This window comes from Micromonospora globosa (assembly GCF_000717585.1).
Lineage (GTDB): Bacteria > Actinomycetota > Actinomycetes > Mycobacteriales > Micromonosporaceae > Micromonospora > Micromonospora aurantiaca.
On record NZ_JNZR01000011.1, the window covers coordinates 61,655 to 83,564 of the forward strand.

A 21,910-nucleotide genomic window follows, 5' to 3' on the forward strand; every position below is an offset into this window, starting at 1 on the left:
GCGTTCCGGGCCGTTGTCAGGAGGCGATGGTGGGGTCGGCGGCCGGGTCACCGGCCTGCTGGAGCTGCTCCTCGAACATCACGAAGGTCCGCCGCCGGACTCCCCGGATCAGCGCCTGTTCCTGCGGCGTCGGGTAACGGCGTTCCTGCTGGAGCGTGTCCTCGATCGCCCGGACGGTTTCGTAGAGCGCGAAGATCGGCCCGTCGCCATTCAGATAGCGACCTCGCTCGTGTTCAGTGAGTTGTACGAACTCATCCCGCGAGATCTCACTGATCTCGTCACCGCCGGTGAAGAGCACCTTGTCGATGAGATTGTTGGCCTCGCGCCAGCCCCCTGTGTCCTTGGAGAGCCTCCAGCCTGCGACGCCGCCATCGGCCGTGGCTACGAGCTTCAGGGGGGAGTCGAAGTAATCGAAGAACTTCGGCAGCCGCAAGCCCTCTACCTGAGTCACCGCGGTGGCTCCTCCCCAAGGCTCTCTTGCACCTTGCTCCAGTAAGCGTCCTGCACTCGCCAGAGGAGTCCGTCCCGAATCGCACGTTCCCCCTGTGTCAACGGCCTGCCCTCGATCTCTGCCGCCGCGCTGAGGTCGCGCCGAACCTCGTACAACGAATGCTCCCACTCTGCGATGTCATCGAGCGACACCAGGTGCAGCCGAAGCTCTCCTACATGGCCGTTCGACATCCGGAGGTTCAGCAGTAGGTCCCGATAACCGCTCGTCTGCGGATTGAGGAAACGATCCTTGATGTGCAGAATCACGACCTCCGGGTCGACTGCTAGACGGCCGAGTGCCTGGTAAACCGCATCGACGCTGTCGAACTGCACTTTGGCGCCGGCCAAGTCCTTGAGCTGGGACGCGTCATTCTCGTACTCACCTTCCAGCTTGTCGAGGACACGCTCTCGGCTCTTGGGCTCGGTCCGCCAGCCGGGCGTGCCGCCGTGTGCAGCCAGCTTGATGGCAAGCCTGTTCAGCTCCTGCTGGGCGACCACCGCATCCGCATACAGCCGGTCAACGTATGCAAGGCGGTAGACCTCATCATGACGTCGCCTTTCATCAAACCCAGGTTGCAGTCTCGACTGACGGCGGGATGCCACCGAATCGACGAGTCGACGCTGCTCGTGAGTGATGGGCGTCGGTTGAGGCGTCAATGGTTCATGCGCTACGACAGCGTCCGCCCCGTACTCGGCTATGTCGTTGATGACCTCGCCGAGTACATCGATGGCCTGCTGGTGGCTGGCCAGGTGATGCAGGGTCAGCGGCCGCGCGGTCAGCGAGTTGGCGAGTTCCGGCGTCGCCAGGATCATCCGGACCAGGTCGGGCCGCTCCGCGAGTTGCCGCACCAGCGTCTCGGCCAGCAACTCCTCGCGTCGCGGCGGCGCCTCCCAGCTCTGGTCGAGCATCCGCTGCACACGCGGGTCGGCGAACAACCGGGTGAGGTCGGCCGCACCGCTCTCGTCCAGCGCCGGTACGAGCCGCCGCAGCGTCGGCACGTCGGCGTGCTGCGCCAGTTCGACGGGCGTCACCCCGGCGGCGAAGGCGGCGTCGAGGTTCCCGCTCTCCGCCAGCGTGTCACGTACGTAGAGCCCGGCGGCGATCCGGTCGGCGTGCGCCTGCCGGTGGTCCTGGTGCACCCCGGCCGGTTCCGGCTCGACCGGCGGCGCGCTCCCCGGCATCGGTCCGTCGCCCCGGCGGTAGATGGTGGTGGACTCGCCGAGCAGGTGGACGTGGTTGAAGTCCGGGACGTGGCCGTCTGCGATCGGCGGCGGGGCCGGCGGCCGTGGCGGCGCCGGACGGGGTAGCGGCTCGGGCAGGACGTTGTAGGTGCCGGGCGGGCGGCCGGCGAGCGGCATCGGCCGGCCGTCGGGGCCGAGCACCAGAGCGTCGACGCCGACGACGTTGCCGCGGGCCGGACGGCCGCTGTGGTGGTAGATCGGCCGGTCCGCCACCTCGCCCGTCTGCGGGTCGAGGAAGAGGATCGTGCCGTTCTGGTTCAGCGCCACCCACGCGTGCGAGCCGCCGCCCTCGAAGCTGGTGATGAGGAACGCGTAACTGCCGTGACCGCCCGACGCGAGCTGCGCGTACAGGTCCCGGTAACCGCCGTCCACCAACAGCTGCCGGTCCCGGCCGGTGATCCCGGGCCGATCCGGCCGGCAGAGGTTCTGGAACCGGCCGCCGGTCGTCTGCTCGACCCGCAGCGGTCCGTCCGCCTCGCCGCCCACCGGCCGGTTCACGTCGCCGTGCAGGTAGCCGTCGAACGTACGCGGCGCCGCGACGCGCGGCCGTCCGTGGACCCAGGTCTCGAACAGCGACAGCGTGCAGTCGAGGCAGTTGATCCCCCGGGTGGCGTCGGCCGCCGGTCCGCCGTCGTTCGCGAGGCGGAACCAGCCACCGCGCCGGGGATCGGCGGTACGCGTCACGCTGCCGTCGGGGTTGCGGGGCATCTGCCGTTCGAGGTCGGTCTGGTGCAGCGCGAGCGGAGGCCGGAGCCCTCCCCGGCGGCCGTACGGCCGGGACCTGTCGATCGGCTCGGGGTGGCCGTGACCGGTGAGCGCGGAGTGGTCGGCCGTCTCCACCGCGCCGACGGCCAGGTCCGCCACGTGGTCGTTGATGCGGTAGAAGTCGAGGTCGTTCTCGACCATCACCTCCTGCGGAACGAGCCTGCCGGCCAGGACGTGCCGCGCCTCCTCGCGCAGATCGGCCGCCTCCAGAGCGGCCTCGTGCGACTCCCGGTGCCATCGTTCGGCCGCCAAGGTCCGGCCGGCGCGGCGCAGCTCCATGGCCTGCGCGGCCCAGTCGCTGGCCCGTTCCTCGTGGTACGTGGCGCGCTCATGCAGCCAGTCGGCTCGGGTCTCACGTCGACGGTCCTCGAACCAGGTCCGCTGGGACTGCAGGTGACCGCGGTAGCGGCGTCTGTCGAACGACTCCCTGTCGGCGACCAGCCGTGCGGCGCGCTCCCGGATCGTTCGCAGGTCGGGAGGCGGCGGGTCGAGCCGACTCGGGTCGGGGCCTGGGGAGTCCGCGGACGGCCGGGGCGGCGCCAAAGACTCCAGCAGGGGGAAGCGGGGGTTCGGAATCGGGCGCGGATCCGGGCCGGGCAGGCCTGGGAACGGTGCCGCATGCGGTTGCGGTGACGGCGTGGACACCGGCGCCGAAGGTCCGAGGCCGGGGCCGGCCCGGTCCGACAACGGCGGCGCCGCCACACTCGGATGGTCAGTGGTGGACGGGGAGAGCGTGGCAGGTGCCGCTCCCGCCTGCACGGGGGTCGACGGTGGCGGGGCGTTGTCGATCGGCGTCGCCACCGGAACCGCGCCGCTGTGGACTCCGGGCGCGGTCGACGGGGGCGTGGCGACGGGCGCTTCCGTGATCACCGAGGACAACGTAGGGCTCGTGGTGACCGTCGGACGTGCCACGTCGTGCGGGACGACATGATTGTGCGGCGGCGTCGTCGTGGGATCCGGCGCCGGGAGGGGCAGGTCCACGGCGAGGGGGTGCGGACCGGCGGCTTGGGGCGTGACGTGCGTGGGTGTCACGGGAACGGCACCGGCGATCGTGTCGCCGCCCTGGACGACCGGCTCGGCGACCCGCTGGGCCGGGATCAACCCGACGGGATCGGCGGCGACCGGCACGTCCAAGCCGACCGGGGACACCGTCAACCCGCTCAGCTGCCCGTCGAGGCGGCGTTGCAGTGCCGAGTCGGCCTGGTTGGTGGCGGACCCGGTAGCGCCGGAGGCAGCCGCGCGCGCCAGATCCTCCAGCGACGGCCCTTGGCCGGTCGCCAGACCCGCAGCGGTCTCGGCGAGCGTCTCCCCGGCCATCTCCCGCCCGAACCGCTCACCGATCTCCGCGAACCGCCCGTTGGCGTGCCGGCCCAGCCCGGCCAGCGGCGCGACCGCGCCGCCGGCGAATCCGCCGAGAGCCGACGTGCTCACGTCGGTCAGGTCGAGGCCGTCCCGCCGGCCGGTGGAGTTCTGGTACGCCTGCGTGCCGAGGCTGGTGCCCGCCTCCTGACCGGCCTCCAGCAGACCGCCGATCGCGGCCCGTCGAGCCAGCGTGCGGGCACCGGACCTGGCCACCTCCTTGGCAGCGCGTTCGCCCGCCTCTTTGAGGCCCTGCTTGACCGCCTTGCGGGCGAGCTGGGCCACCAGCCGCTTGAAGATCTGCTGCACCACGACCCGCGTGGCGGTGATCGCAGCGGCCGCCGCCGGTGAGGCGGCGCCCAGGGTGAGCACTGTGGCGACCGCCAGGGACAGCAACTCGACGACCAGGATGCCCAGCTCGATCCAGGCTTCCAGCTTCGCGCCCTCGATGTCGCAGCCGCAGGAGTCCACCAGACGTGCCAGCTCGTCTGTGGCCGCGACCAGGACGTGCAGTGGAGCGTCCTGGCCTTCGGCGAGCTTGTGCCACGCCGTGTCGAACGCGCCGGCGACCAGGCCGACTCCCCCGTACCCGCTCTTGACCTCGCCGGCAGCGGTGATCGCGTCGTCGCGCGGACGGGCAAGGACGCCTGCTACGCCGTACCACTGGTCGGCCAGGTCCCAGACGGCGCGCTCGTTGCCCTCCGGCCATTCGACGCCGACCACCCAGTCGAGCGCCTCGTAGATCCAGCCGGGCAGGTCCCACGGGCAGAAGTCGAGCGGGTGCGGGATCGGGCTGGGCAGCATGCTCACGCGCGGGTCCTCCGGTGGTCAGCGCCGGGGCCGATGGGGGTTGTGCCCTTGCTGCGGGATCTTCCCGAGGTCACGGGCGTTGCTCAGGTCCGTCTCCACGGTGGCCGCGACCGAGCGGACGACGTCCGACCCGAGCACCTCCAGCGACCGGCCGAGAAGCTCCCACGCGCGCAGCAGCGTCTCGGCGTAGCCCTGGTAGTGCTTGTCGAACGCGGCGCCGATGTCGTCGCGGCCCCAGGGCCGCTGCGCGCTCGCGTGGGCGATCGGCTCGCCCGTCTCCCGCCGGGCCGCGCTCACCGCCCGCCCCGACAGCGCCAGGTCAGCCCCGCCGCGCCGGGCCCGGTCCGGGTCCAGCCAGATCTCTCCCCCGGCCACCTGTCACTCGCCGCGGGCCAGCACGGAGTCAGCCCGGCCGAGCAGCGCGCCGAAGTCATGGGTACGCAGGAATTCGACCGAAGGGGAGCCCGGCGGCAGGTATCCGGAGACCAGTTCGCGGGTGGCGGCGCTCGCCGCGGTGGAGGCGCGCAGCACGGTCTCGGTGATCTTCCGGCTCAACGCACGGGCGTCCCGGTCCTGGAACGCCGCCGGGCTCACCTCGACGCTGATCAGCTCGCCTCGCGCGCCGACGACGGCGGTCACCTGACCGTCGTCGGAGCGTTCGGTGACCCGCAACTCGGCCAGCTTGGTCTGGAGATCGTCCAGACCGGACCGCAAGCGCTGGTATTGGCCGTACACCTCGTCGAATCGCGCGCGCAGTGCACGGTTCGCATCCCGGTCCGCACTCTCGGCCACCGTCGCTCCCCTTCCGTCACCGTGGGTAGGGCCGACCATACCGGGTGCCACGAAATCCGTGGGGTCCGGTAATTTCAGGTGGTGATCGAGCGACAGCAGGCCGAGCAGATCGCCTCGGTGTGGGCCCGGCGGGACTCCGACCGCCTCGGTTTTCCCTGCACGCCGGAGGTCGAGGAGTTCGACCTGGGCTACGTGGTGAGTTCCGTCGTGTCCACCGAGGCCCGGGCGCTCCCCGGCGACCTGCCGACCACTGTGATCGACAAGGAGACCGGCGAGGTGTCCACGTGGCCGCGGGTGCCGGCCGCGGCGGTCGAGCGGATGTACCGGCAGCGGCGTCCGGCCGAACCGCGCCCGCCGCGTACCGTCGATCCGGCCGCCCAACTGCTGCGTGAGCTGACCCACCTGCCCACGCCCGGCGCGGCGGCGCACCTCACTCTCGACGGCCGGCAGCACGTCGCGCAGGGCGCGAAGGGCGAGATCGAGGTACGCCACCATCCGCTGGTGCAGTCCTATCTGGACGAGCTACCCGCGGGGCATCTGGTACGCGGCGGGGAACGGCACGCCGAGATGATCGTCGTCTCCGACGCGCTCTACGAGCACGACCACCGTCGCGCCGCCGAAGGTCTGCCGCCGCTGTCCATCGAGGACGCGCGCGACCTGCTCGGCAGCAGCCGGATCGAGAGCTTCCGCGTCCGCGAACCCGGCGACCCCGCGGGCGGCCCGGCCGAGTTGCGCTGCGAGTCATGCATCAGGTTCCTCGTGCACGTCAACGTGCTGCCCTGGCCGGAGCTGGCCCTCGCCGAGGAGTGGCAGTCCGAGCCCCAGACGCCTCCCGAGCCCGACCGGTTTCCCGCCGAGGTGGCGAACGCGCTCGTGATCGCCGGCTGGCGGCCGCACTTCGGCGACGAGGTGTCCGCCGCCACCTCGGTCCGCAAGGTCAGCGAGGTCCGGGGCGCACAGCACACCCACGCCACCTTCCCGGCCGCGCTGGCGACGCTCACCGCCTTTCCCGGGCTGGTCACCGCACGCCAGGGCCCCGGTGAAGCGGTCTGGATCTCGCGCTTCGAGGTACGACCGCGGAAGGTGGCACACACCGCCGACTCCCTCGCCGACTTTGCCGCCGTCCTGGGCGCCCGTCTCTTCCCGCTCGGCAGCGAGCGTCAGGAGAGCATCCTCGCGATCGACGAGCACGGCCGGATCTTCGCCCTCGACCAGGCCGGCGAGTGGTTCCTCGGCCCCGACATCGACGCCGCCCTCACCACCCTGCTGCTCGGCCGCGCCCCCGCCCGGGTCCGCGACGACGGCACCTGGTGAGCGGCGGGCGAGCGGTCAGAGGGCCACGCCGGTCAGCACCGTGACCCGCGGCTCGGTGTAGTCGTCCATCGCGCTGCGCAGCCCTTCCCGCCCGACCCCGGAGCCCTTCATCCCGCCGTACGGCATCTGGTCGGCCCGGTACGACGGCACGTCCCCGACGATCACGCCGCCGACCTCAAGCGTGCGGGCGGCGTCGAACGCCACGTCGAGCCGGTGGGTGAAGACGCCGGCCTGGAGCCCGTACGCGGAGTCGTTGACGGCGGCGAACGCGGCCCGGTCGTTCACGACCGGGGCGACCACCAGCACCGGTCCGAACACCTCCTCGGCGCACACCTTCGCGTCGGCCGGTACGCCGCTGAGCACTGTGGGCGGGTAGGTGGCGCCGTCGCGCCGCCCGCCGGTCTCGATGACGGCGCCGGCGGCGACCGCCTCGTCCACCCAGGTCTCGACGCGCTGCGCCGCCTCGACCGACACCAGCGGGCCGACGTCGGTCAGCTCGGAGCGCGGGTCGCCGGTGCGCAGCGCCTGCACCGCCGCGACGAGCCGGGGCAGGAAGCCGTCGTAGAGCCATTCGTGCACGTAGACCCGCTGCACGGCGATGCACGACTGCCCGGCCTGGTAGTTGGAGAACGTGGCGATGCGGTGCGCGGCGAAGGTCAGGTCCTCGTCCGCCGCCCAGTCCTCGCAGATGACCGCCGCCGCGTTGCCGCCGAGTTCCAGCGTGACGTGCTTGTCCGGCGCGGCCCGGCGGATGGCCGCGCCGACCGGTCCGGAGCCGGTGAACGACACCACCGGTAGCCGCGGGTCGGTGACCAGTTCGGCGGCGCGCTCGTTCGGCAGCGGCAGCACCGAGAACATGCCCTCGGGCAGGTCGGTCTCGGCCAGGATCTCGCCGAGCAGCAGCGCGGTGAGAGGTGTCGCCGGAGCGGGCTTGACCACGATCGGGGTGCCGACGGCGAGCGCCGGGGCGACCTTGTGGGCGACCAGGTTGAGCGGGAAGTTGAACGGGGTGATGCCGAGCACCGGCCCGCGCGGCACGCGCCGGACCAGGGCGATCCGCCCGGTGGCGGCGGGGTCGGTGTCGAGCCGTTGCAGCTCGCCGGAGAAGCGGCGGGCCTCCTCGGCGGCCCAGCGGAACGTGGAGATCGCGCGCCCGACCTCGGCCTTCGCCCACTTGACCGGCTTGCCGTTCTCGGCGGTGATCAGCGCGGCGACCTCGTCGGCCCGCTCGGCGAGCCGGCGGGAGACGTGGTCCAGGGCGGCCGCGCGGGCGTGCGCGGGCAGGGCCGCGGCCTCCGCGGCCACCCGGGCGGCGCCCGCGACTGCGGCTTCGAGCTGGTCGGCCGTGGCGAGCGTGGTACGCCCCACCGGCTGCCCGTCGTACGGGTGGGTGACTGTCAGCTCGTCCTCGCCGTGGGCGGGGCGACCGGCGACGTAGAAGGCTCTCGGCTCCACGACCGGCAGCCTAGACCACAGACGCCCACGCGGAAACAGTTGCTCAAACCCTTGTCTGCCTCGGATTTAGTAGCCAAGATGGCAGTCAGATTGCGATAACCTCCGCTGACCCTCTCCCCGGCCACCCTCTCGGAGACTTCTGATGAGCGACCAGCAGCAGCTGCGCAACTTCGTCAACGGCGAGTACGTCGACCCGGTGGACGGCGGCTACGCCGACCTGATCGACCCGTGCACCGGCGAGGTCTTCGCCCAGGCCCCGGTCTCCGGCGCGGCGGACGTGGACGCGGCGATGAAGGCCGCCTCCGCCGCGTTCGAGACCTGGCGGGACGCCACACCGGCCGAGCGGCAGCGGGCGCTGCTGAAGTTCGCCGACGCGGTGGAGTCGCGGGCCGCCGAGCTGGTCGACGCGGAGGTCCGCAACACCGGTAAGCCCCGGCAGCTCACCGCCGACGAGGAGCTGCCGCCCGCGGTGGACGAGCTGCGCTTCTTCGCCGGGGCGGCGCGCCTGCTGGAGGGGCGCTCGGCCGGCGAGTACATGGCCGGGCACACCTCGTACGTGCGGCGCGAGCCGATCGGCGTCTGCGCCCAGGTCACGCCCTGGAACTACCCGCTGATGATGGCGGTGTGGAAGATCGCCCCGGCGCTGGCGGCGGGTAACGCGGTGGTGCTGAAGCCGTCGGACACCACGCCGGTGTCGACGCTGCTGCTGGCCGAGATCGCCGCCGAGCACCTGCCCCCGGGTGTGTTCAACGTGGTCTGCGGCGACCGCGACACCGGCCGTACGCTGGTCTCCCACCCGACCCCGCAGCTCGTGTCGATCACCGGCTCGACCCGCGCGGGGATGGAGGTGGCCGCCGCGGCGGCGCCGGACCTGAAGCGGACCCACCTGGAGCTGGGCGGCAAGGCCCCGGTGGTGATCTTCGACGACGCGGACGTGGCGGCGGCGGCCGAGGCGATCGCGATGGGCGGCTACTTCAACGCCGGTCAGGACTGCACGGCGGCGACCCGCGTGCTCACCGGTCCGGGCATCCACGAGGATTTCGTGGCCGCGCTGACCGAGCAGGCCCGCAACACCCGCACCGGCGCGCCGGACGACGCGGACGTGCTCTACGGCCCGCTGAACAACGCCAACCAGCTCGCCCGGGTCAGCGGCTTCGTGGACCGGCTGCCGGACCACGCGAACGTCACCACCGGCGGTGCCCGGGTCGGCGAGCGTGGCTTCTTCTACGCCCCGACAGTGGTCTCCGGCGTACGCCAGGCCGACGAGATCATCCAGGACGAGGTGTTCGGGCCGGTCATCACCGTGCAGCGCTTCTCCGACGAGGACGAGGCGGTGCGCTGGGCGAACGGCGTGGACTACGGCCTGTCCGCCTCGGTGTGGACGCGCGACCACGGCCGGGCCATGCGGATGACCCGGCGGCTGGACTTCGGGTGCGTCTGGGTGAACACGCACATCCCGTTCGTCTCGGAGATGCCGCACGGCGGCTTCAAGCACTCCGGCCACGGCAAGGACCTGTCGGTCTACAGCCTGGAGGACTACACCCGGGTCAAGCACGTCATGCACAACATCGAGGGCTGATCCGATGGCCACGAGCGAGGAGTTGCACAAGCGCCGGGTCGAGGCGGTGGCGCGGGGCGTGGGCAGCACGATCCCCGCGTACGTGGACCGGGCGGGCGGCGGCACGATCACCGACGTGGACGGCCGGGAGTGGATCGACTTCGCGGCCGGCATCGCTGTCACCAACGTGGGCAACTCCGCGCCGCGCGTGGTCGAGGCGGTACGCGCGCAGGTCGAGCGCTTCACCCACACCTGCTTCATGGTCGCGCCGTACGAGTCGTACGTGGCGGTCTGCGAGCAGCTCAACGCGCTGACGCCGGGTGGCTTCGAGAAGCGGTCGGCGTTGTTCAACTCCGGCGCCGAGGCGGTGGAGAACGCGGTGAAGATCGCCCGGCACGCGACCGGGCGGCCCGCTGTGGTGGTGTTCGACCACGCGTACCACGGCCGGACCAACCTGACCATGGCGCTGACCGCGAAGAACATGCCGTACAAGCACCGGTTCGGGCCGTTCGCCGGTGAGGTCTACCGGGTGCCGATGTCGTACCCGCTGCGCGACGGCGGGCTCGACGGCGCCACTGCGGCGGCCCGGTCGATCGAGATGATCGAGAAGCAGGTGGGCGCGGAGAACGTGGCGGCGCTGCTGATCGAGCCGATCCAGGGCGAGGGCGGTTTCGTCGTACCCGCTCAGGGTTTCCTGCCGGCGCTGCGCGAGTGGGCGACGGCGGCCGGGGTGGTGTTCGTCGCCGACGAGATCCAGACCGGTTTCTGCCGCACCGGCGACTGGTTCGCCTGCGCGCACGAGGGCGTCGAGCCGGACCTGATCACGCTGGCCAAGGGCATCGCGGGCGGCCTGCCGCTGGCGGCGGTGACCGGCCGGGCGGACCTGATGGACGCGGTGCACATCGGCGGCCTCGGCGGCACGTACGGCGGAAACCCGATCGCCTGCGCCGCCGCGCTCGCGTCGATGGAGACGATGCGGGAGCTGGACCTGGCCGCCGCCGCGCGCCGGATCGGCGCGGTGATGGGTGAGCGGCTGCGCGCGATCGCCGCCGGTGACCCGCGCGTGGCCGAGGTACGCGGCCGGGGCGCGATGCTCGCGATGGAGATCGTGGTGCCGGGCACGCTGACCCCGGACCCGGCCGCCACGGCGGCGATCTCGGCGGCCTGCCACGCGGCCGGGCTACTCACCCTGACCTGCGGCACCTACGGCAACGTGCTGCGGTTCCTGCCTCCGCTCGCCATCTCCGACGACGAGCTGGGCCGGGGACTCGACATCCTGGCGGCCGCCTTCGGCTGACCCCGGACGTGGGACACCATGGGCCCGATCTCCCCCAGGACCGGCCCATGGTGTTCCGCCCGGGGGATCAGCGGAGCAGCTCCACAGTGTTGCGCCGGACCAGGTTCTTGCCGGGTTCCCGGATCGCGTCCATGGCTGCCGTGTTCAGCAGCACGCAACTACCAGACGGCCCGGTCACCGTCACGGTCACCACCTTGTTGTTGTCCAGGTTCGTCACCCGCAGCCGGGTGCCGAGCGGGAACTGGCCGCTGGTGGCTGCGGGCGCCCCGCCCTCGGCGAAGAACGTGAGCGCGCCGGAGCAGACGCTGCCGCCGATCGGCTGCGCCGCGCCCGGCCGGGTCTCACCCGGCTGAGCGCCCGGCGCCGGGGCGCCGCCGCCGTCGAGGCGTTCCACCACGTTGCGGCGAACGACGTTCTTGCCCGGCTCGCGTACCAGGTCCATGGCGGCGGCGTTCAGCAGCACGCAGCTCCCGGACGGCCCGGTCACCGTCACCGTGGCCACCTTGCGGTTGTCCAGGTTCGTCACCCGCAGCCGGGTGCCCACCGGGAACCTGTCGCTCGTCGCGGCCGGCGGCCCGCCCTCGGCCGAGAAGGTCACCGACCCGGCGCAGACCGATCGCGCGGCCGGCGCGGTGTCCGCGAAACCGAGTCCGGTGCCCACCGAGACCGCCACAGTGGCGGTCACCGCCACAGTCGCCGCCAGCACGTGCTTGCGCTGCACCCTCACGTTCTCTCCCGTCGTCGCTGTCGTTCGACGCGTGGTACGGACGGGAGGGCCGGACCGTTCACCCGGATGCGCGGGCTACAGCGGACCGTAGCGGGTGTGTGGCGCTCCGGTCATCAGCGCCCAGTACCTGTCGCCGTACGACCAGTGCCACCACTCCGTCGGGTAGTTCACCAGCCCTGCGCCGCTCAGCGCCGCCACCAGCACGTTCCGGTTGCGCCACGCGCTGACCGAGATGTGCCGGGCCGCGGTGAAGCAGGCGTCGGCGCTCTCCTCCGGGGTGGCGTCGAGCGCTGTGCCCATGTCCAACTCCGCCCCGTCGGCGTCACACAGGGTGAGGTCGACTGCTCCGCCGGTGCTGTGCGGGGCCACCTCGACCGGCGAGACGAACTTGGTGGTCTCCCGGTGCAACCGGTCCGCCGGCCAGTCCGGGTGGCGCCGCCGCAACTCGTCCCGGTAGCCGGTGAAGATGTCGAGCTGCGCCCGGTACGGCCGGTACCCCTCGACCACGAGCAGGCGCAGCCCGGCCGGCAGCGCGCGCTGCGCGGCCAGCAACCGGTCCGCGACCCCGAGCCGCACCCGGGCGTACGCCCCGGCGGGGTCGGCGGCCCGCCCGTCCACCCGCAGCCCGGGCACCTCGCGCAGGTCCACCAGGGGTTCGCCGTCGTCCCGGCTGGACACCGCGGCGACCCGGGGGTCGGAGAGCAGGATCACGGCGTACCTCCGGGGTGTTCGCGCGACGGCCGGGCCGCCTGCCGGGCGAAGGCGAGCGCGACGAGCCGGTCCACCACATCGGGGTACGCGACGCCGGACTCGGCCCACACCTTCGGGTACATCGAGTGGGCGGTGAAGCCGGGCAGCGTGTTCAGCTCGTTGACGAACAGGTCGCCGGTGGTCTCGTCGTAGAGGAAGTCGACACGGGCCAGGCCCCAGCCGCCGATCGCGGTGAACGCCCGCACCGACAGCTCGCGGATCCGCTCGGTGACCTCGTCCGGCAGCGGCGCCGGGACGATCATCGGGTCGGCGTCGCCGAAGTACTTCTGCCGGTAGTCGAACCAGCCGCCCGCGACCCGGACCTCGCCGACCGCCGACGCCTCCGGCTGCCAGCCGCCGAGCACGCCGCACTCCAGTTCCCGGCCGGTCACGCCCTGCTCGACGAGCACCACGTGGTCGTGCCGGAACGCCTCCTCCACGGCGGCGATCAGGTCGTCGCCGTCGGCCACCCGGGAGATCCCGATCGAGGAGCCCATCCGGGCCGGCTTGACGAACAGCGGCCCGCGCAGCCCGACCACCAGCTTCTCCGGGTCGGACGCGGCCCGCCAGGTCGGTTCGTCGAACCAGACGTACGGCGTGGTCGGCACGTCCTCGGCCCGCAGCGCCCGCTTCATCGCCACCTTGTCCATGCCGACTGCGGAGGCGAGGATGCCGCACCCGACGTACGGCACGCCCAGTGACTCCAGCAGCCCCTGCACCACGCCGTCCTCGCCGTACGGGCCGTGCAGCACCGGGAACACCACGTCCAGTTCGGCGTGCACAGTCGCGGGGGCGTCGGCCGCGCCGACCGCGACGGTGCCGGCTGTCATTCCACGTCGCAGCTCGACCGCCGGACCGGTGACCGGCAGCCGGTCGTCGATCGCCCGCCCGGCCGCCACGGTGCCGAGGTGCTGCGCGAGCACCGGTTCGGGCAGCAGCCTGATCCCGCCGGTACGGGTGATGCCGAGCGCCACCACCCGGTGCCCCTGCCCGGCCAGGGCCCGGGCCACGCCGAGCGCCGAGGCGCAGGAGACCTCGTGTTCCGCCGACGGGCCTCCGAACAGGACACCGATCCGCACTGTCTCTCTCATGCCGCCACTCCCACTGTCATCCGGTCGCCCGCCAGCCGGGCCACCAGGTCCGCTTCCACGTTTCCGCCGGTCAGCACCACGCCGACAGTCATCTGCCGCCCGCCGTCCGTCGGCCGGGACGCCATGCCGCCCAGCCGCAAGGCGCCGGCCAGCGCGGCCGCGCCGGACGGCTCGACGAGTACCTTCAGGTCCAGCAGGAGCAGCCGGAACGCCTCGGCGATCGCGTCGTCGTCGACACGGACCACCCCGCGTACGCGGTTGCGGGCCACCGCGAACGGCAGGTCGCCGACGCAGCCGGGGCGGAGTCCGTCGGCCAGGCTCGGCGCCGGGGCGACAGGTGTGGGCCGTCCGGCGGCAAGGCTGCGCGCCAGCGAGTCGCAGCCGACCGGCTCCACGCCGTACACCTCGATCGGGGTTCCGGCCGCCGCCAGACAGGCACCGGCGATGCCGCCGCCCCCGCCCACCGGCACCACGAGCGCGTCCAGCGGTGTGCCGCGTCGCGCCGCCTCCTCGATCAGTTCCAGGCTCGCGCTGCCTTGACCGGCCACCACGTCCGGGTGGTCGTACGCGTCGACCAGCGGATGGCCCTCCACCTCGGCGATCCGCCGGGCGCCTGCGAGGCGTTCCTCCACTGTGGTGCCGGCCCGGACCACCCGGGCGCCCGCCGCCCGCGCCCGGTCCACCTTCACCGGCGCGGCGTCCTCCGGCAGCACGACGGTCGCGGCCAGCCCGTGCCGCCGTGCGGCGAGCGCCACCGCGACGGCGTGGTTGCCGGTGCTCTGCGCGACCACGCCGGTGTGCCCGGCGGCCGCGAGCCGGCCCACCGCCAGCATCGCGCCGCGCATCTTGTACGAGCCGCCGTCCTGGAGGTTCTCCGCCTTGAGCAGGATCCGGGCGCCGGCCAGGCGGTCGATCGCCGGGCTGTGCAGCACCGGGGTACGCACCACCCGGCCGGACAGCACGCGGGCGGCCTCCTCGACATGTGTTCGGTCCGGCAGTACCGGCGCGTCGATTCGGGGCATGGTCTCTCCTTCGGGATTCGAGTGGGCGCGGCGACGCGGCAGGTCGAACAGCCAGTGCGCGCCGAGCGCGGTGAGGCAGCGGTGCGCGGCGAGGCTCAGTGCCAGCACGAGCGCGGTGAGCAGGACCGGGTAGACGGTCACCAGCAGCGCCCGGGCCGGCCCGGGCAGGTCGGCCACCGGTGCGGCGAGGAGCCGGTCCAGCAGCGCCAGCACCGGCATGTGGATCACGTAGACACCAAGCGTGCGGCGGCCGAGCCGGGCCAGCGCCGGACCGGCCAGGCGGTGCCGGGCCAGCCGGGCGGCGGCGGTCAGCCCGAACGCCACAGCGATCACGGAGACGAGCAGGTACACGCCGGGCCACCTCTGCGCGCCGGCCAGCGCCATGGCGGCCAGCCCGATCGCGTACGCCGCGCCGCTGCCGGCGAGCCGCCGGGTGCTGGTGCCGTCCGCCCACCGGGTGAGGTACGGCCGCAGGTGCACGCCGGCCAGGAAGAACACCAGGTTCTGGTAGACCTGCCCCCGGTTCCCGGGACTGTCCAGCAGCCCGGTCGCCGCCACCGCGGACAGCGCGCCCGCAGCGGTCAGCAGCATCGCCGGGTGCACCCGGCGCAGCGCCTTCGCGATCGCGAAGTAGAACGCCAGCGCGTACAGGTACCACAGATTCGAGGGCGTCACGGTGAGCTGGGCCAGCAGCTCACCGCTGTCGGTGGCCCGGTCGGTCGGGAAGTCCGGTGCCGACGCCAGCAGCGCGGTGTGGATGAGCAGCCAGATCGCGTAGAGGTAGAGGTTCCGCGCGATCCGGGGCCGCCCGGCCACCCGCCACGGGCGGGCCACCGCGTTCGCCGCGAAGATGCCGGAGAGCGCGAAGAACAACGGCATCCGCAGCGGCAGCAACTGCTCGCCGAGCAGCCCCCACGCACCCGGCACCGGCAGGCCGACCCGCCAGTCGACGCGCAGGTAGTCCTTGACGACGACGTGCCACAGCACCACGAGCACGATGCAGGCGCCCTTCGCCACGTCGGCCCAGAGCACCCGGCCGTCGGGCGGCACGTTCCCCTCGGTACGGGTCGGCACTGCGGTCTCCTCTCCGGCCGTCTGCGGGTGGAAGGCGGCTCCGCCGGTCCCGTCCTCGGGCAGGTGTCATCGCGGGACGCCGCGACGGCGGCCCCCGGAGTCGTGTGTGGGGTGGTCAGCCCACGGGGGGCAGGTGGACGTCGACCCGCAGGCCGCCGTCCGGCCCCGGACGCGCGGCGATGATGCCGCCGTGCGCCTGGGTGATGGAGCGGGCGATGGCCAGGCCGAGCCCGGCGCCGCCGCCCTGGTTGGTCCGGTCCCGGGCGAGACGCCGGAACGGTTCGAACAGCCCGTCGACCGCCTCGGCGGGGACGCTCTGCCCGCTGTTCATGACGGTCAGCGCGGGGTCGCCACCGACCGTGACGACGAGCCGGCCGCCCTCGCGGTTGTACTTGACGCCGTTCTCCACCAGGTTCGTGACCAGGCGTTCCAGCAGTACCCGCTCGCCGGTCACGATCCGGGGCGACAGCTGGGCCTCCACCGTCACGCCGGCCTCGGCGGCCCGGTCGGCGTACGCGGCCAGTACGCCGCTGACGATCTGTTCGAGGCGTTGCGGGGTGGAGGACCGCAGGCCCTGGTCGCTCTCGCTGAGCGCGAGCAGCCCTTCGATCAGCCGCTCGTTGCGTTCGTTCGTGGCGAGCAGTTGGGCGGTCAGCAGTTCCAGTTGCTCGCCGGTGAGCGACTGGGCCATGCCGACCTCGATCAGGGTGCGTTGCACCGCGAGCGGCGTACGCAGTTCGTGCGAGGCGTTCGCGGCGAACCGCCGCTGTCCCTCGTATCCGGCGGTGACCCGGTCCAGCATGTCGTCGATCGCGCGGCCGAGCCCGGCCAGCTCGTCCCGGCCGCCGCGCCGGATCCGGTAGCCGAGGTTCTGCGGCCCCAGGTTCGCGATCGGGGCGGCCAGGTCGTGCACCGGGCGCAGGCACCAGCGGGCAGCGCCCCACACCGCGAACCCGATGGCCACAAGCACCAGCAGTTCGATGAGCATGGGCAGCAGCGGGACGAACGGGCGGCCCGGCTCGCACACCGCGCCGATCGTGGCCAGGCCGCAGAACCGCTCGGCCTGCCCCCACACCATTTCGAGCAGCGACTTGACCAGGTTGGGCAGCATGAACCCGGCGAGCAGGGCGAGCACCCCGACCAGCAGGATGCGGCGGCGGGGGCTCACTCCGGCTCGCCGATCCGGTAGCCGGCCTTCGGCACCGTGTGGATGACGGACGGCTGGCCGAGCTTCTTGCGCAGGGTCATCACCGTCACCCGGACCGCGTTGGTGAACGGGTCGGCGAACTCGTCCCACGCCTGTTCCAGCAGCTCCTCGGCGCTCACCACCCGGCCACCGGCCCGCATCAGCACGTGCAGGACGGCGAACTCCTTCGGGCTCAGCCCGAGCGGGCTGCCGTCCCGGGTCGCGGAGTGCCGGGCCACGTCGAGCACCACACCGTGCTGCTCCAGCACCGGCGGGAGGGCCGGGGTGGACCGGCGGCCCAGCGCCTGCACCCGCGCCACCAGCTCGGCGAACGCGAACGGCTTGGTCAGGTAGTCGTCGGCGCCGAGCCCGAGGCCGGCGACCCGGTCCCGGATGCCGGCGGCGGCGGTGAGCAGCAGCACGCGGGTGCCGGCGTCCGACCCGGCCAGGCTCCGGCACACGTCGTCGCCGGTGGCGCCGGGCATGTCCCGGTCCAGCACCGCCACGTCGTACCGGTTGACCCCGATCCGTTCCAGCGCGCCGTCCCCGTCGTAGCAGACGTCGACAGCCATGGAGAACCGTCGCAACCCCTCGGCGACCGTGTCCGCCAAGAGCCGCTCGTCGTCCGCCACCAGCACCCGCACCGTTGCGCTCCCCCGTGTCTTCCCTCGTCGTCCGGCACACCATCGCAGGCCGGAGTTAAGGGTTCCGTAAGCGTCCGCAGCAGCCATCCTCCACGCGGGCCACGCTGCGACAACCGGCGTGGGGCCGTCTGGGCCGTTCGTCCGGTACGCAGGCGGCACGAGCACCGCTCAGGTGACCCGGATCACGCATTGGCGCTCGGGGGTGAGGTGGGTCACGATGGGTGGAAGGAGGCGCTGGTGGCTGACCCGTGGCTCGCCCTGGAGTTCGGCGCGGATCCGGCGGAGCGGATCGCGCAGATCGGTGCCGCCCACGAGGCGTTCCTCGCCGCCGGCACCACCTCCGGCCGGGTCCGGGAGGTGGTGGCCCGATCCTGGGAGCGGTCCGCGCTGCTCGACCCGGAGACCACCGCGCCGGTCGACCTCGCCGACGACGCGCTGGAGACGTACCGCGCCGCGCACCCGCTGGCCCGGGTGATGCCGCTGTTCCGCGACCTGCTCGGCGGCATCGCGCAGGACGGCGCGCACCTGATGGCGGTCTGCGACGCCGCCGGGCGGCTGCTCTGGGTGGAGGGCCATCCCGGGGTGCTGCGGCACGCCGAGCGGATGAACTTCGTACCCGGCGCCCGCTGGGACGAGGCGCACGCCGGCACGAACGCCCCCGGCACCGCCCTCGCCGTCGACCACGGCGTGCAGATCTTCGCCACCGAGCACTTCGTCCGGCCCGTGCAGCGCTGGACCTGCGCCGCCGCGCCGATCCACGACCCGGCCAGCGGCGCGCTGCTCGGCGCCGTCGACATCACCGGCGGGGACCACCTGGCCAACCCGCAGAGCCTCGCCCTGGTCCGGGCCACCGCCCGGGCCGCCGAGGCGTTCCTGGCCGGTGCCGCGCCCGCCGCGCCGGACGTGGCGTACGTGTCGGCGCTCGGACGTGACGAAGCGGAGTTGCGCGTCGGCGGCCGGCGCATCCGGCTCGGCCGGCGGCACAGCGAGCTGCTGGTGCTGCTGGTCGACCATCCCGAGGGGCGCACCGGGGAACAGCTCGGCCTCGACCTGTACGGCGACGACAGGCGGCACCCGGTCACACTGCGCGCCGAACTGTCCCGGCTGCGCCGCGTGCTCGGCGAGGAACTGCTCGACTCCCGTCCGTACCGGCTGCGGCCGGCCGTGCGCGCCGACTTCCGTACCGTCACCGAACTGCTGGAACGTGGCGATCCGGCGGCGGCGCTGCGCGCGTACCCCGGGCCCCTGCTGCCCCTGTCGGACGCGCCGGGAGTCGCGCGACTGCGCCGCCTGGTCGACGGCCAGTTGCGCGCCGCCGTGCTGGCCGGCGCCGACCCGGGGCTGCTCGCGGCCTGGACCGCGACGGCGGCCGGATCCGACGACCTGGCCGCCTGGCAGGCCCTGGCCCGGGCGTTGCCGCCGGGCGCGCCCCGCCGGCCGCTCGCTGTCGCGCGGGCCCGCCAGCTCGCCGAGGAGTACGCGCTGCCGCGCGCAACGTTCCTGCAACGTCCCGGAAACTAGCCTGCCCGCCATCCACCCCAGACGGACGGCGGAGGTACCCATGACGCGCTACGACGCCCCCACCCACTGGCAGTCCCGCTACGACCACTACATCGGCGGCGAGTACGTGAAGCCGCACGGTGGGAAGTACTTCGAGAACCCGACCCCGGTGACCGGGCAGACCTTCTGCGAGGTGGCCCGGGGCACCGCCGAGGACGTGGAGAAGGCGCTCGACGCGGCGCACGGCGCGGCCGACGCGTGGGGCCGCACGTCGGTCGCCGAACGCTCGCTGATCCTCAACCGGATCGCCGACCGCATGCAGGACAACCTGGAGTCCCTCGCGATCGCCGAGACGTGGGAGAACGGCAAGCCCGTACGCGAGACGCTCGCCGCCGACCTCCCGCTCGCGATCGACCACTTCCGCTACTTCGCCGGCGCGATCCGGGCGCAGGAGGGCTCGCTCGGCGAACTCGACGACGACACAGTCGCCTACCACTTCCACGAGCCGCTCGGCGTGGTCGGGCAGATCATCCCGTGGAACTTCCCGATCCTCATGGCGGTGTGGAAGCTCGCCCCGGCGCTGGCCGCCGGCAACGCGGTGGTGCTCAAGCCGGCCGAGCAGACACCCGCCTCGATCCACTACCTGCTCTCGCTGATCGGCGACCTGCTGCCGCCGGGCGTGGTGAACGTGGTGAACGGCTTCGGCGTCGAGGCGGGCAAGCCGCTCGCGTCCTCGCCGCGGGTGGCGAAGGTGGCGTTCACCGGCGAGACCACCACCGGGCGGCTGATCATGCAGTACGCCAGCGAGAACATCAGGCCGGTCACGCTGGAGCTGGGCGGCAAGAGCCCGAACATCTTCTTCGACGACGTCAGCGCCGCCTCCGACGACTTCCTGGACAAGGCGCTCGAAGGCTTCACCATGTTCGCCCTGAACCAGGGCGAGGTGTGCACCTGCCCGTCGCGGGCGCTCATCCAGCAGGGCCACTACGCCGACTTCCTGGCCGCCGCCGTGGACCGGACCCGGCAGATCACGCAGGGGCACCCGCTGGACACCGACACGATGGTCGGCGCGCAGGCGTCCAACGACCAACTGGAAAAGATCCTGTCCTACCTGGACATCGGGCGGCAGGAGGGCGCTCGTGTCCTCACCGGCGGTGAGCGGGCCGACCTCGGCGGCGAGCTGTCCGGCGGCTACTACGTCCAGCCGACCATCTTCGAGGGCGACAACTCGATGCGGATCTTCCAGGAGGAGATCTTCGGCCCGGTCGTGTCGGTGACCTCCTTCGCCGACCTGGACGACGCCGTGAAGATCGCCAACGACACGCTGTACGGGCTCGGCGCGGGCGTGTGGACCCGGGACCTGAACACCGCGTACCGGGCCGGACGGGCGATCCAGGCCGGCCGGGTGTGGACGAACTGCTACCACGCGTACCCGGCGCACGCGGCGTTCGGCGGCTACAAGCAGTCCGGCATCGGCCGGGAGAACCACAAGATGATGCTGGAGCACTACCAGCAGACCAAGAACCTGCTGGTCAGCTACTCGCCGAAGAAGCTGGGCTTCTTCTGATGGGCGACACCGTGACCCTGACCCCCGCGGCGGCCGACCTGATCCGGTCGCTGCGGGGGCAGCACGGCCCGCTGATGTTCCACCAGTCCGGCGGCTGCTGCGACGGCAGCGCCCCGATGTGCTACCCGGCCGGTGAGTTCCGCACCGGCGGCTCGGATGTGCTGCTCGCCTCGCTGGCTGTCGACGGGGTGCCCGAGCCGGTGGAGTTCTGGATGTCGAAGGCCCAGTGGGAGCTGTGGCGGCACACCCGGCTCACCGTCGACGTGGTGCCCGGCCGGGGCAGCGGGTTCTCCCTGGAGGCCCCGGAGGGCGTCCGCTTCCTCATCCGGTCCCATCTGAACCGCTGATCTGTCCGAGATCTTGCAGCTCGCGGGCATCGCGGCGGTGGGATGCTGACGCCGTCCACTTCGGAGTACGCGTCCCACCACCGCTCGACAGGAGACCGCGCATGAACCCGGTCCGACAGCCAGTGCTCGCCGCCGGCCTCACCGCCCTGGCCACCGCCGCCACGCTCGGGCTCGCGCCGGGCGCCGCCGTCGCCGCCCCGGCCGCCTCCCCCAGCATCTCCGTCAACTGGTTCGGCGCCGCCGACGTACGGGCGCACACCGCCACCGTCGGCGGCCGGTTCGACTGCGGGGCCGAGCGCGGCCTCGCGTACATCGAGGTGCACCTCGACCAGCGGGTACGGCGCGGGTCGGTCACCGGCTTCGGGTTCGGCGTGATCGGCGCGTGCACCGACGAGCGCACCGCCGGCACCTGGACCGCGACCATCCCCGCCGACCAGGGCAGATTCCGCCCCGGCCCCGCCACCACCATCGCCCGCCTGGTGATCGAGCCCAACTCCCTCACCGAGACCACCGAACGCGTACGCCTGCGCCCCCACTGCGCCCGCCCCTGACCGCATCGGCGGCCTCCGGTCAGGCGATCTGCCGGAGGTCGTCGCCGTAGTCGAAGATGATCCGCAGCCGGGCGCCGAGGGCATTGGCGTACCGGCTCAGCGTGGCCACCTCGTTGACGTCGAGGTCGCCGTTCTCGATCTGGCTGACCCGGCCCGGCGTGACCCCCATGATCTCGGCGACCTGCCGCTGGGTGAGCCCCAGCCGCTTGCGCTCCTCGGCCAGGTGGAACGCGCTCACCCACGCGTCGGTCCGGGCGCGCTCCGCCTCGTACGCCTCGTCGTCACCGCCGAGTTCGGCGCGGACCTCGTCCCAGTGATAGAACTCCGTCACCTGCTCGACTATAGCCCGAGCTAAACTCGGAGGGCTACG

Annotated in this window: 19 protein-coding genes; 7 read left to right on the top strand and 12 right to left on the bottom strand. The window is 72.8% G+C overall.

Annotation, left to right across the window (positions count from 1 at the left end):
- Nucleotides 1-16 precede the first annotated feature (16 nt).
- The 4 genes from IF06_RS0112860 to IF06_RS0112875 are packed head-to-tail and all read right to left on the bottom strand — an operon-like array spanning nucleotide 17 to nucleotide 5,457.
- The gene (locus IF06_RS0112860) at nucleotides 17-451 is read right to left on the bottom strand and encodes a hypothetical protein (protein ID WP_030271152.1); all 435 of its coding nucleotides are present in this window, start codon (nucleotides 449-451) and stop codon (nucleotides 17-19) included.
- Nucleotides 448-4,659 carry a toxin glutamine deamidase domain-containing protein gene (locus tag IF06_RS0112865; protein WP_232236676.1) on the bottom strand — a complete coding sequence of 1,404 codons (4,212 nt, stop codon included), beginning with the start codon at nucleotides 4,657-4,659 and terminating at the stop codon, nucleotides 448-450. Before IF06_RS0112865 ends, IF06_RS0112860 begins: the two co-directional genes overlap by 4 nt.
- Before the next feature lie 24 nt (nucleotides 4,660-4,683).
- Nucleotides 4,684-5,040 carry a hypothetical protein gene (locus tag IF06_RS0112870; RefSeq protein WP_013284190.1) on the bottom strand — a complete coding sequence of 119 codons (357 nt, stop codon included), beginning with the start codon at nucleotides 5,038-5,040 and terminating at the stop codon, nucleotides 4,684-4,686.
- A gap of 3 nt (nucleotides 5,041-5,043) precedes the next feature.
- On the bottom strand, nucleotides 5,044-5,457 hold the full coding sequence (locus IF06_RS0112875) for a YbaB/EbfC family nucleoid-associated protein (RefSeq protein ID WP_013284189.1): 414 nt from the start codon (nucleotides 5,455-5,457) through the stop codon (nucleotides 5,044-5,046).
- A 78-nt stretch (nucleotides 5,458-5,535) separates the two neighbouring features.
- On the opposite strand from IF06_RS0112875, the gene IF06_RS0112880 reads away from it, so the two are divergent.
- Nucleotides 5,536-6,771 carry an SUKH-3 domain-containing protein gene (locus tag IF06_RS0112880; protein WP_030271156.1) on the top strand — a complete coding sequence of 412 codons (1,236 nt, stop codon included), beginning with the start codon at nucleotides 5,536-5,538 and terminating at the stop codon, nucleotides 6,769-6,771.
- Nucleotides 6,772-6,786: 15 nt separating this feature from the next.
- Here the strand turns inward: IF06_RS0112880 and IF06_RS0112885 are convergent, their stop codons facing one another.
- On the bottom strand, nucleotides 6,787-8,226 hold the full coding sequence (locus tag IF06_RS0112885; protein ID WP_030271157.1) for an aldehyde dehydrogenase family protein: 1,440 nt from the start codon (nucleotides 8,224-8,226) through the stop codon (nucleotides 6,787-6,789).
- 142 nt (nucleotides 8,227-8,368) lie between these two features.
- On the opposite strand from IF06_RS0112885, the gene IF06_RS0112890 reads away from it, so the two are divergent.
- Nucleotides 8,369-9,805 (top strand): gamma-aminobutyraldehyde dehydrogenase, encoded by a 1,437-nt coding sequence (locus tag IF06_RS0112890; RefSeq protein ID WP_013284186.1) that lies wholly within the window; start codon nucleotides 8,369-8,371, stop codon nucleotides 9,803-9,805.
- 4 nt (nucleotides 9,806-9,809) lie between these two features.
- Nucleotides 9,810-11,081: a 4-aminobutyrate--2-oxoglutarate transaminase gene (gene gabT, locus IF06_RS0112895; protein ID WP_030271159.1), complete on the top strand. Its 1,272-nt coding sequence runs from the start codon at nucleotides 9,810-9,812 to the stop codon at nucleotides 11,079-11,081.
- Nucleotides 11,082-11,148: 67 nt separating this feature from the next.
- On the opposite strand, the gene IF06_RS0112900 is transcribed toward gabT, so the two are convergent.
- The 6 genes from IF06_RS0112900 to IF06_RS0112925 all read right to left on the bottom strand — a co-directional run bounded on the left by IF06_RS0112900 (nucleotide 11,149) and on the right by IF06_RS0112925 (nucleotide 17,575).
- On the bottom strand, nucleotides 11,149-11,808 hold the full coding sequence (locus tag IF06_RS0112900; protein ID WP_030271161.1) for a hypothetical protein: 660 nt from the start codon (nucleotides 11,806-11,808) through the stop codon (nucleotides 11,149-11,151).
- A gap of 75 nt (nucleotides 11,809-11,883) precedes the next feature.
- Nucleotides 11,884-12,519: a M15 family metallopeptidase gene (locus IF06_RS0112905; RefSeq protein ID WP_030271163.1), complete on the bottom strand. Its 636-nt coding sequence runs from the start codon at nucleotides 12,517-12,519 to the stop codon at nucleotides 11,884-11,886.
- Complete coding sequence (locus IF06_RS0112910) at nucleotides 12,516-13,649, bottom strand: D-alanine--D-alanine ligase family protein (protein WP_030271165.1); 1,134 nt, start codon at nucleotides 13,647-13,649, stop codon at nucleotides 12,516-12,518. The genes IF06_RS0112905 and IF06_RS0112910 overlap by 4 nt, the downstream gene beginning before the upstream one ends.
- Nucleotides 13,646-15,745, bottom strand: a complete 2,100-nt coding sequence (locus IF06_RS0112915; RefSeq protein WP_030271167.1) for a pyridoxal-phosphate dependent enzyme — start codon at nucleotides 15,743-15,745, stop codon at nucleotides 13,646-13,648. The genes IF06_RS0112910 and IF06_RS0112915 overlap by 4 nt, the downstream gene beginning before the upstream one ends.
- Nucleotides 15,746-15,860: 115 nt before the next feature.
- Nucleotides 15,861-16,913 carry a sensor histidine kinase gene (locus IF06_RS0112920; RefSeq protein WP_030271169.1) on the bottom strand — a complete coding sequence of 351 codons (1,053 nt, stop codon included), beginning with the start codon at nucleotides 16,911-16,913 and terminating at the stop codon, nucleotides 15,861-15,863.
- A complete protein-coding gene (locus IF06_RS0112925) occupies nucleotides 16,910-17,575 on the bottom strand; it encodes a response regulator transcription factor (RefSeq protein WP_030271171.1) in 666 nt (221 codons plus the stop codon). The genes IF06_RS0112920 and IF06_RS0112925 overlap by 4 nt, the downstream gene beginning before the upstream one ends.
- Nucleotides 17,576-17,812: 237 nt before the next feature.
- On the opposite strand from IF06_RS0112925, the gene IF06_RS0112930 reads away from it, so the two are divergent.
- The 4 genes from IF06_RS0112930 to IF06_RS0112945 all read left to right on the top strand — a co-directional run bounded on the left by IF06_RS0112930 (nucleotide 17,813) and on the right by IF06_RS0112945 (nucleotide 21,540).
- Nucleotides 17,813-19,096: a hypothetical protein gene (locus tag IF06_RS0112930; RefSeq protein WP_030271173.1), complete on the top strand. Its 1,284-nt coding sequence runs from the start codon at nucleotides 17,813-17,815 to the stop codon at nucleotides 19,094-19,096.
- A gap of 40 nt (nucleotides 19,097-19,136) precedes the next feature.
- Nucleotides 19,137-20,642, top strand: a complete 1,506-nt coding sequence (gene adh / locus IF06_RS0112935; protein ID WP_013284178.1) for an aldehyde dehydrogenase — start codon at nucleotides 19,137-19,139, stop codon at nucleotides 20,640-20,642.
- A complete protein-coding gene (locus IF06_RS0112940) occupies nucleotides 20,642-20,989 on the top strand; it encodes a DUF779 domain-containing protein (RefSeq protein WP_013284177.1) in 348 nt (115 codons plus the stop codon). Before adh ends, IF06_RS0112940 begins: the two co-directional genes overlap by 1 nt.
- A gap of 101 nt (nucleotides 20,990-21,090) precedes the next feature.
- Entirely contained in the window at nucleotides 21,091-21,540 is a 450-nt protein-coding gene (locus IF06_RS0112945; protein WP_013474091.1) for a hypothetical protein, read from the top strand.
- Nucleotides 21,541-21,559: 19 nt separating this feature from the next.
- Here IF06_RS0112945 and IF06_RS0112950 read toward each other — a convergent pair whose 3' ends face one another.
- Complete coding sequence (locus tag IF06_RS0112950) at nucleotides 21,560-21,871, bottom strand: helix-turn-helix domain-containing protein (RefSeq protein ID WP_013284175.1); 312 nt, start codon at nucleotides 21,869-21,871, stop codon at nucleotides 21,560-21,562.
- Between the last annotated feature and the right edge of the window lie 39 nt (nucleotides 21,872-21,910).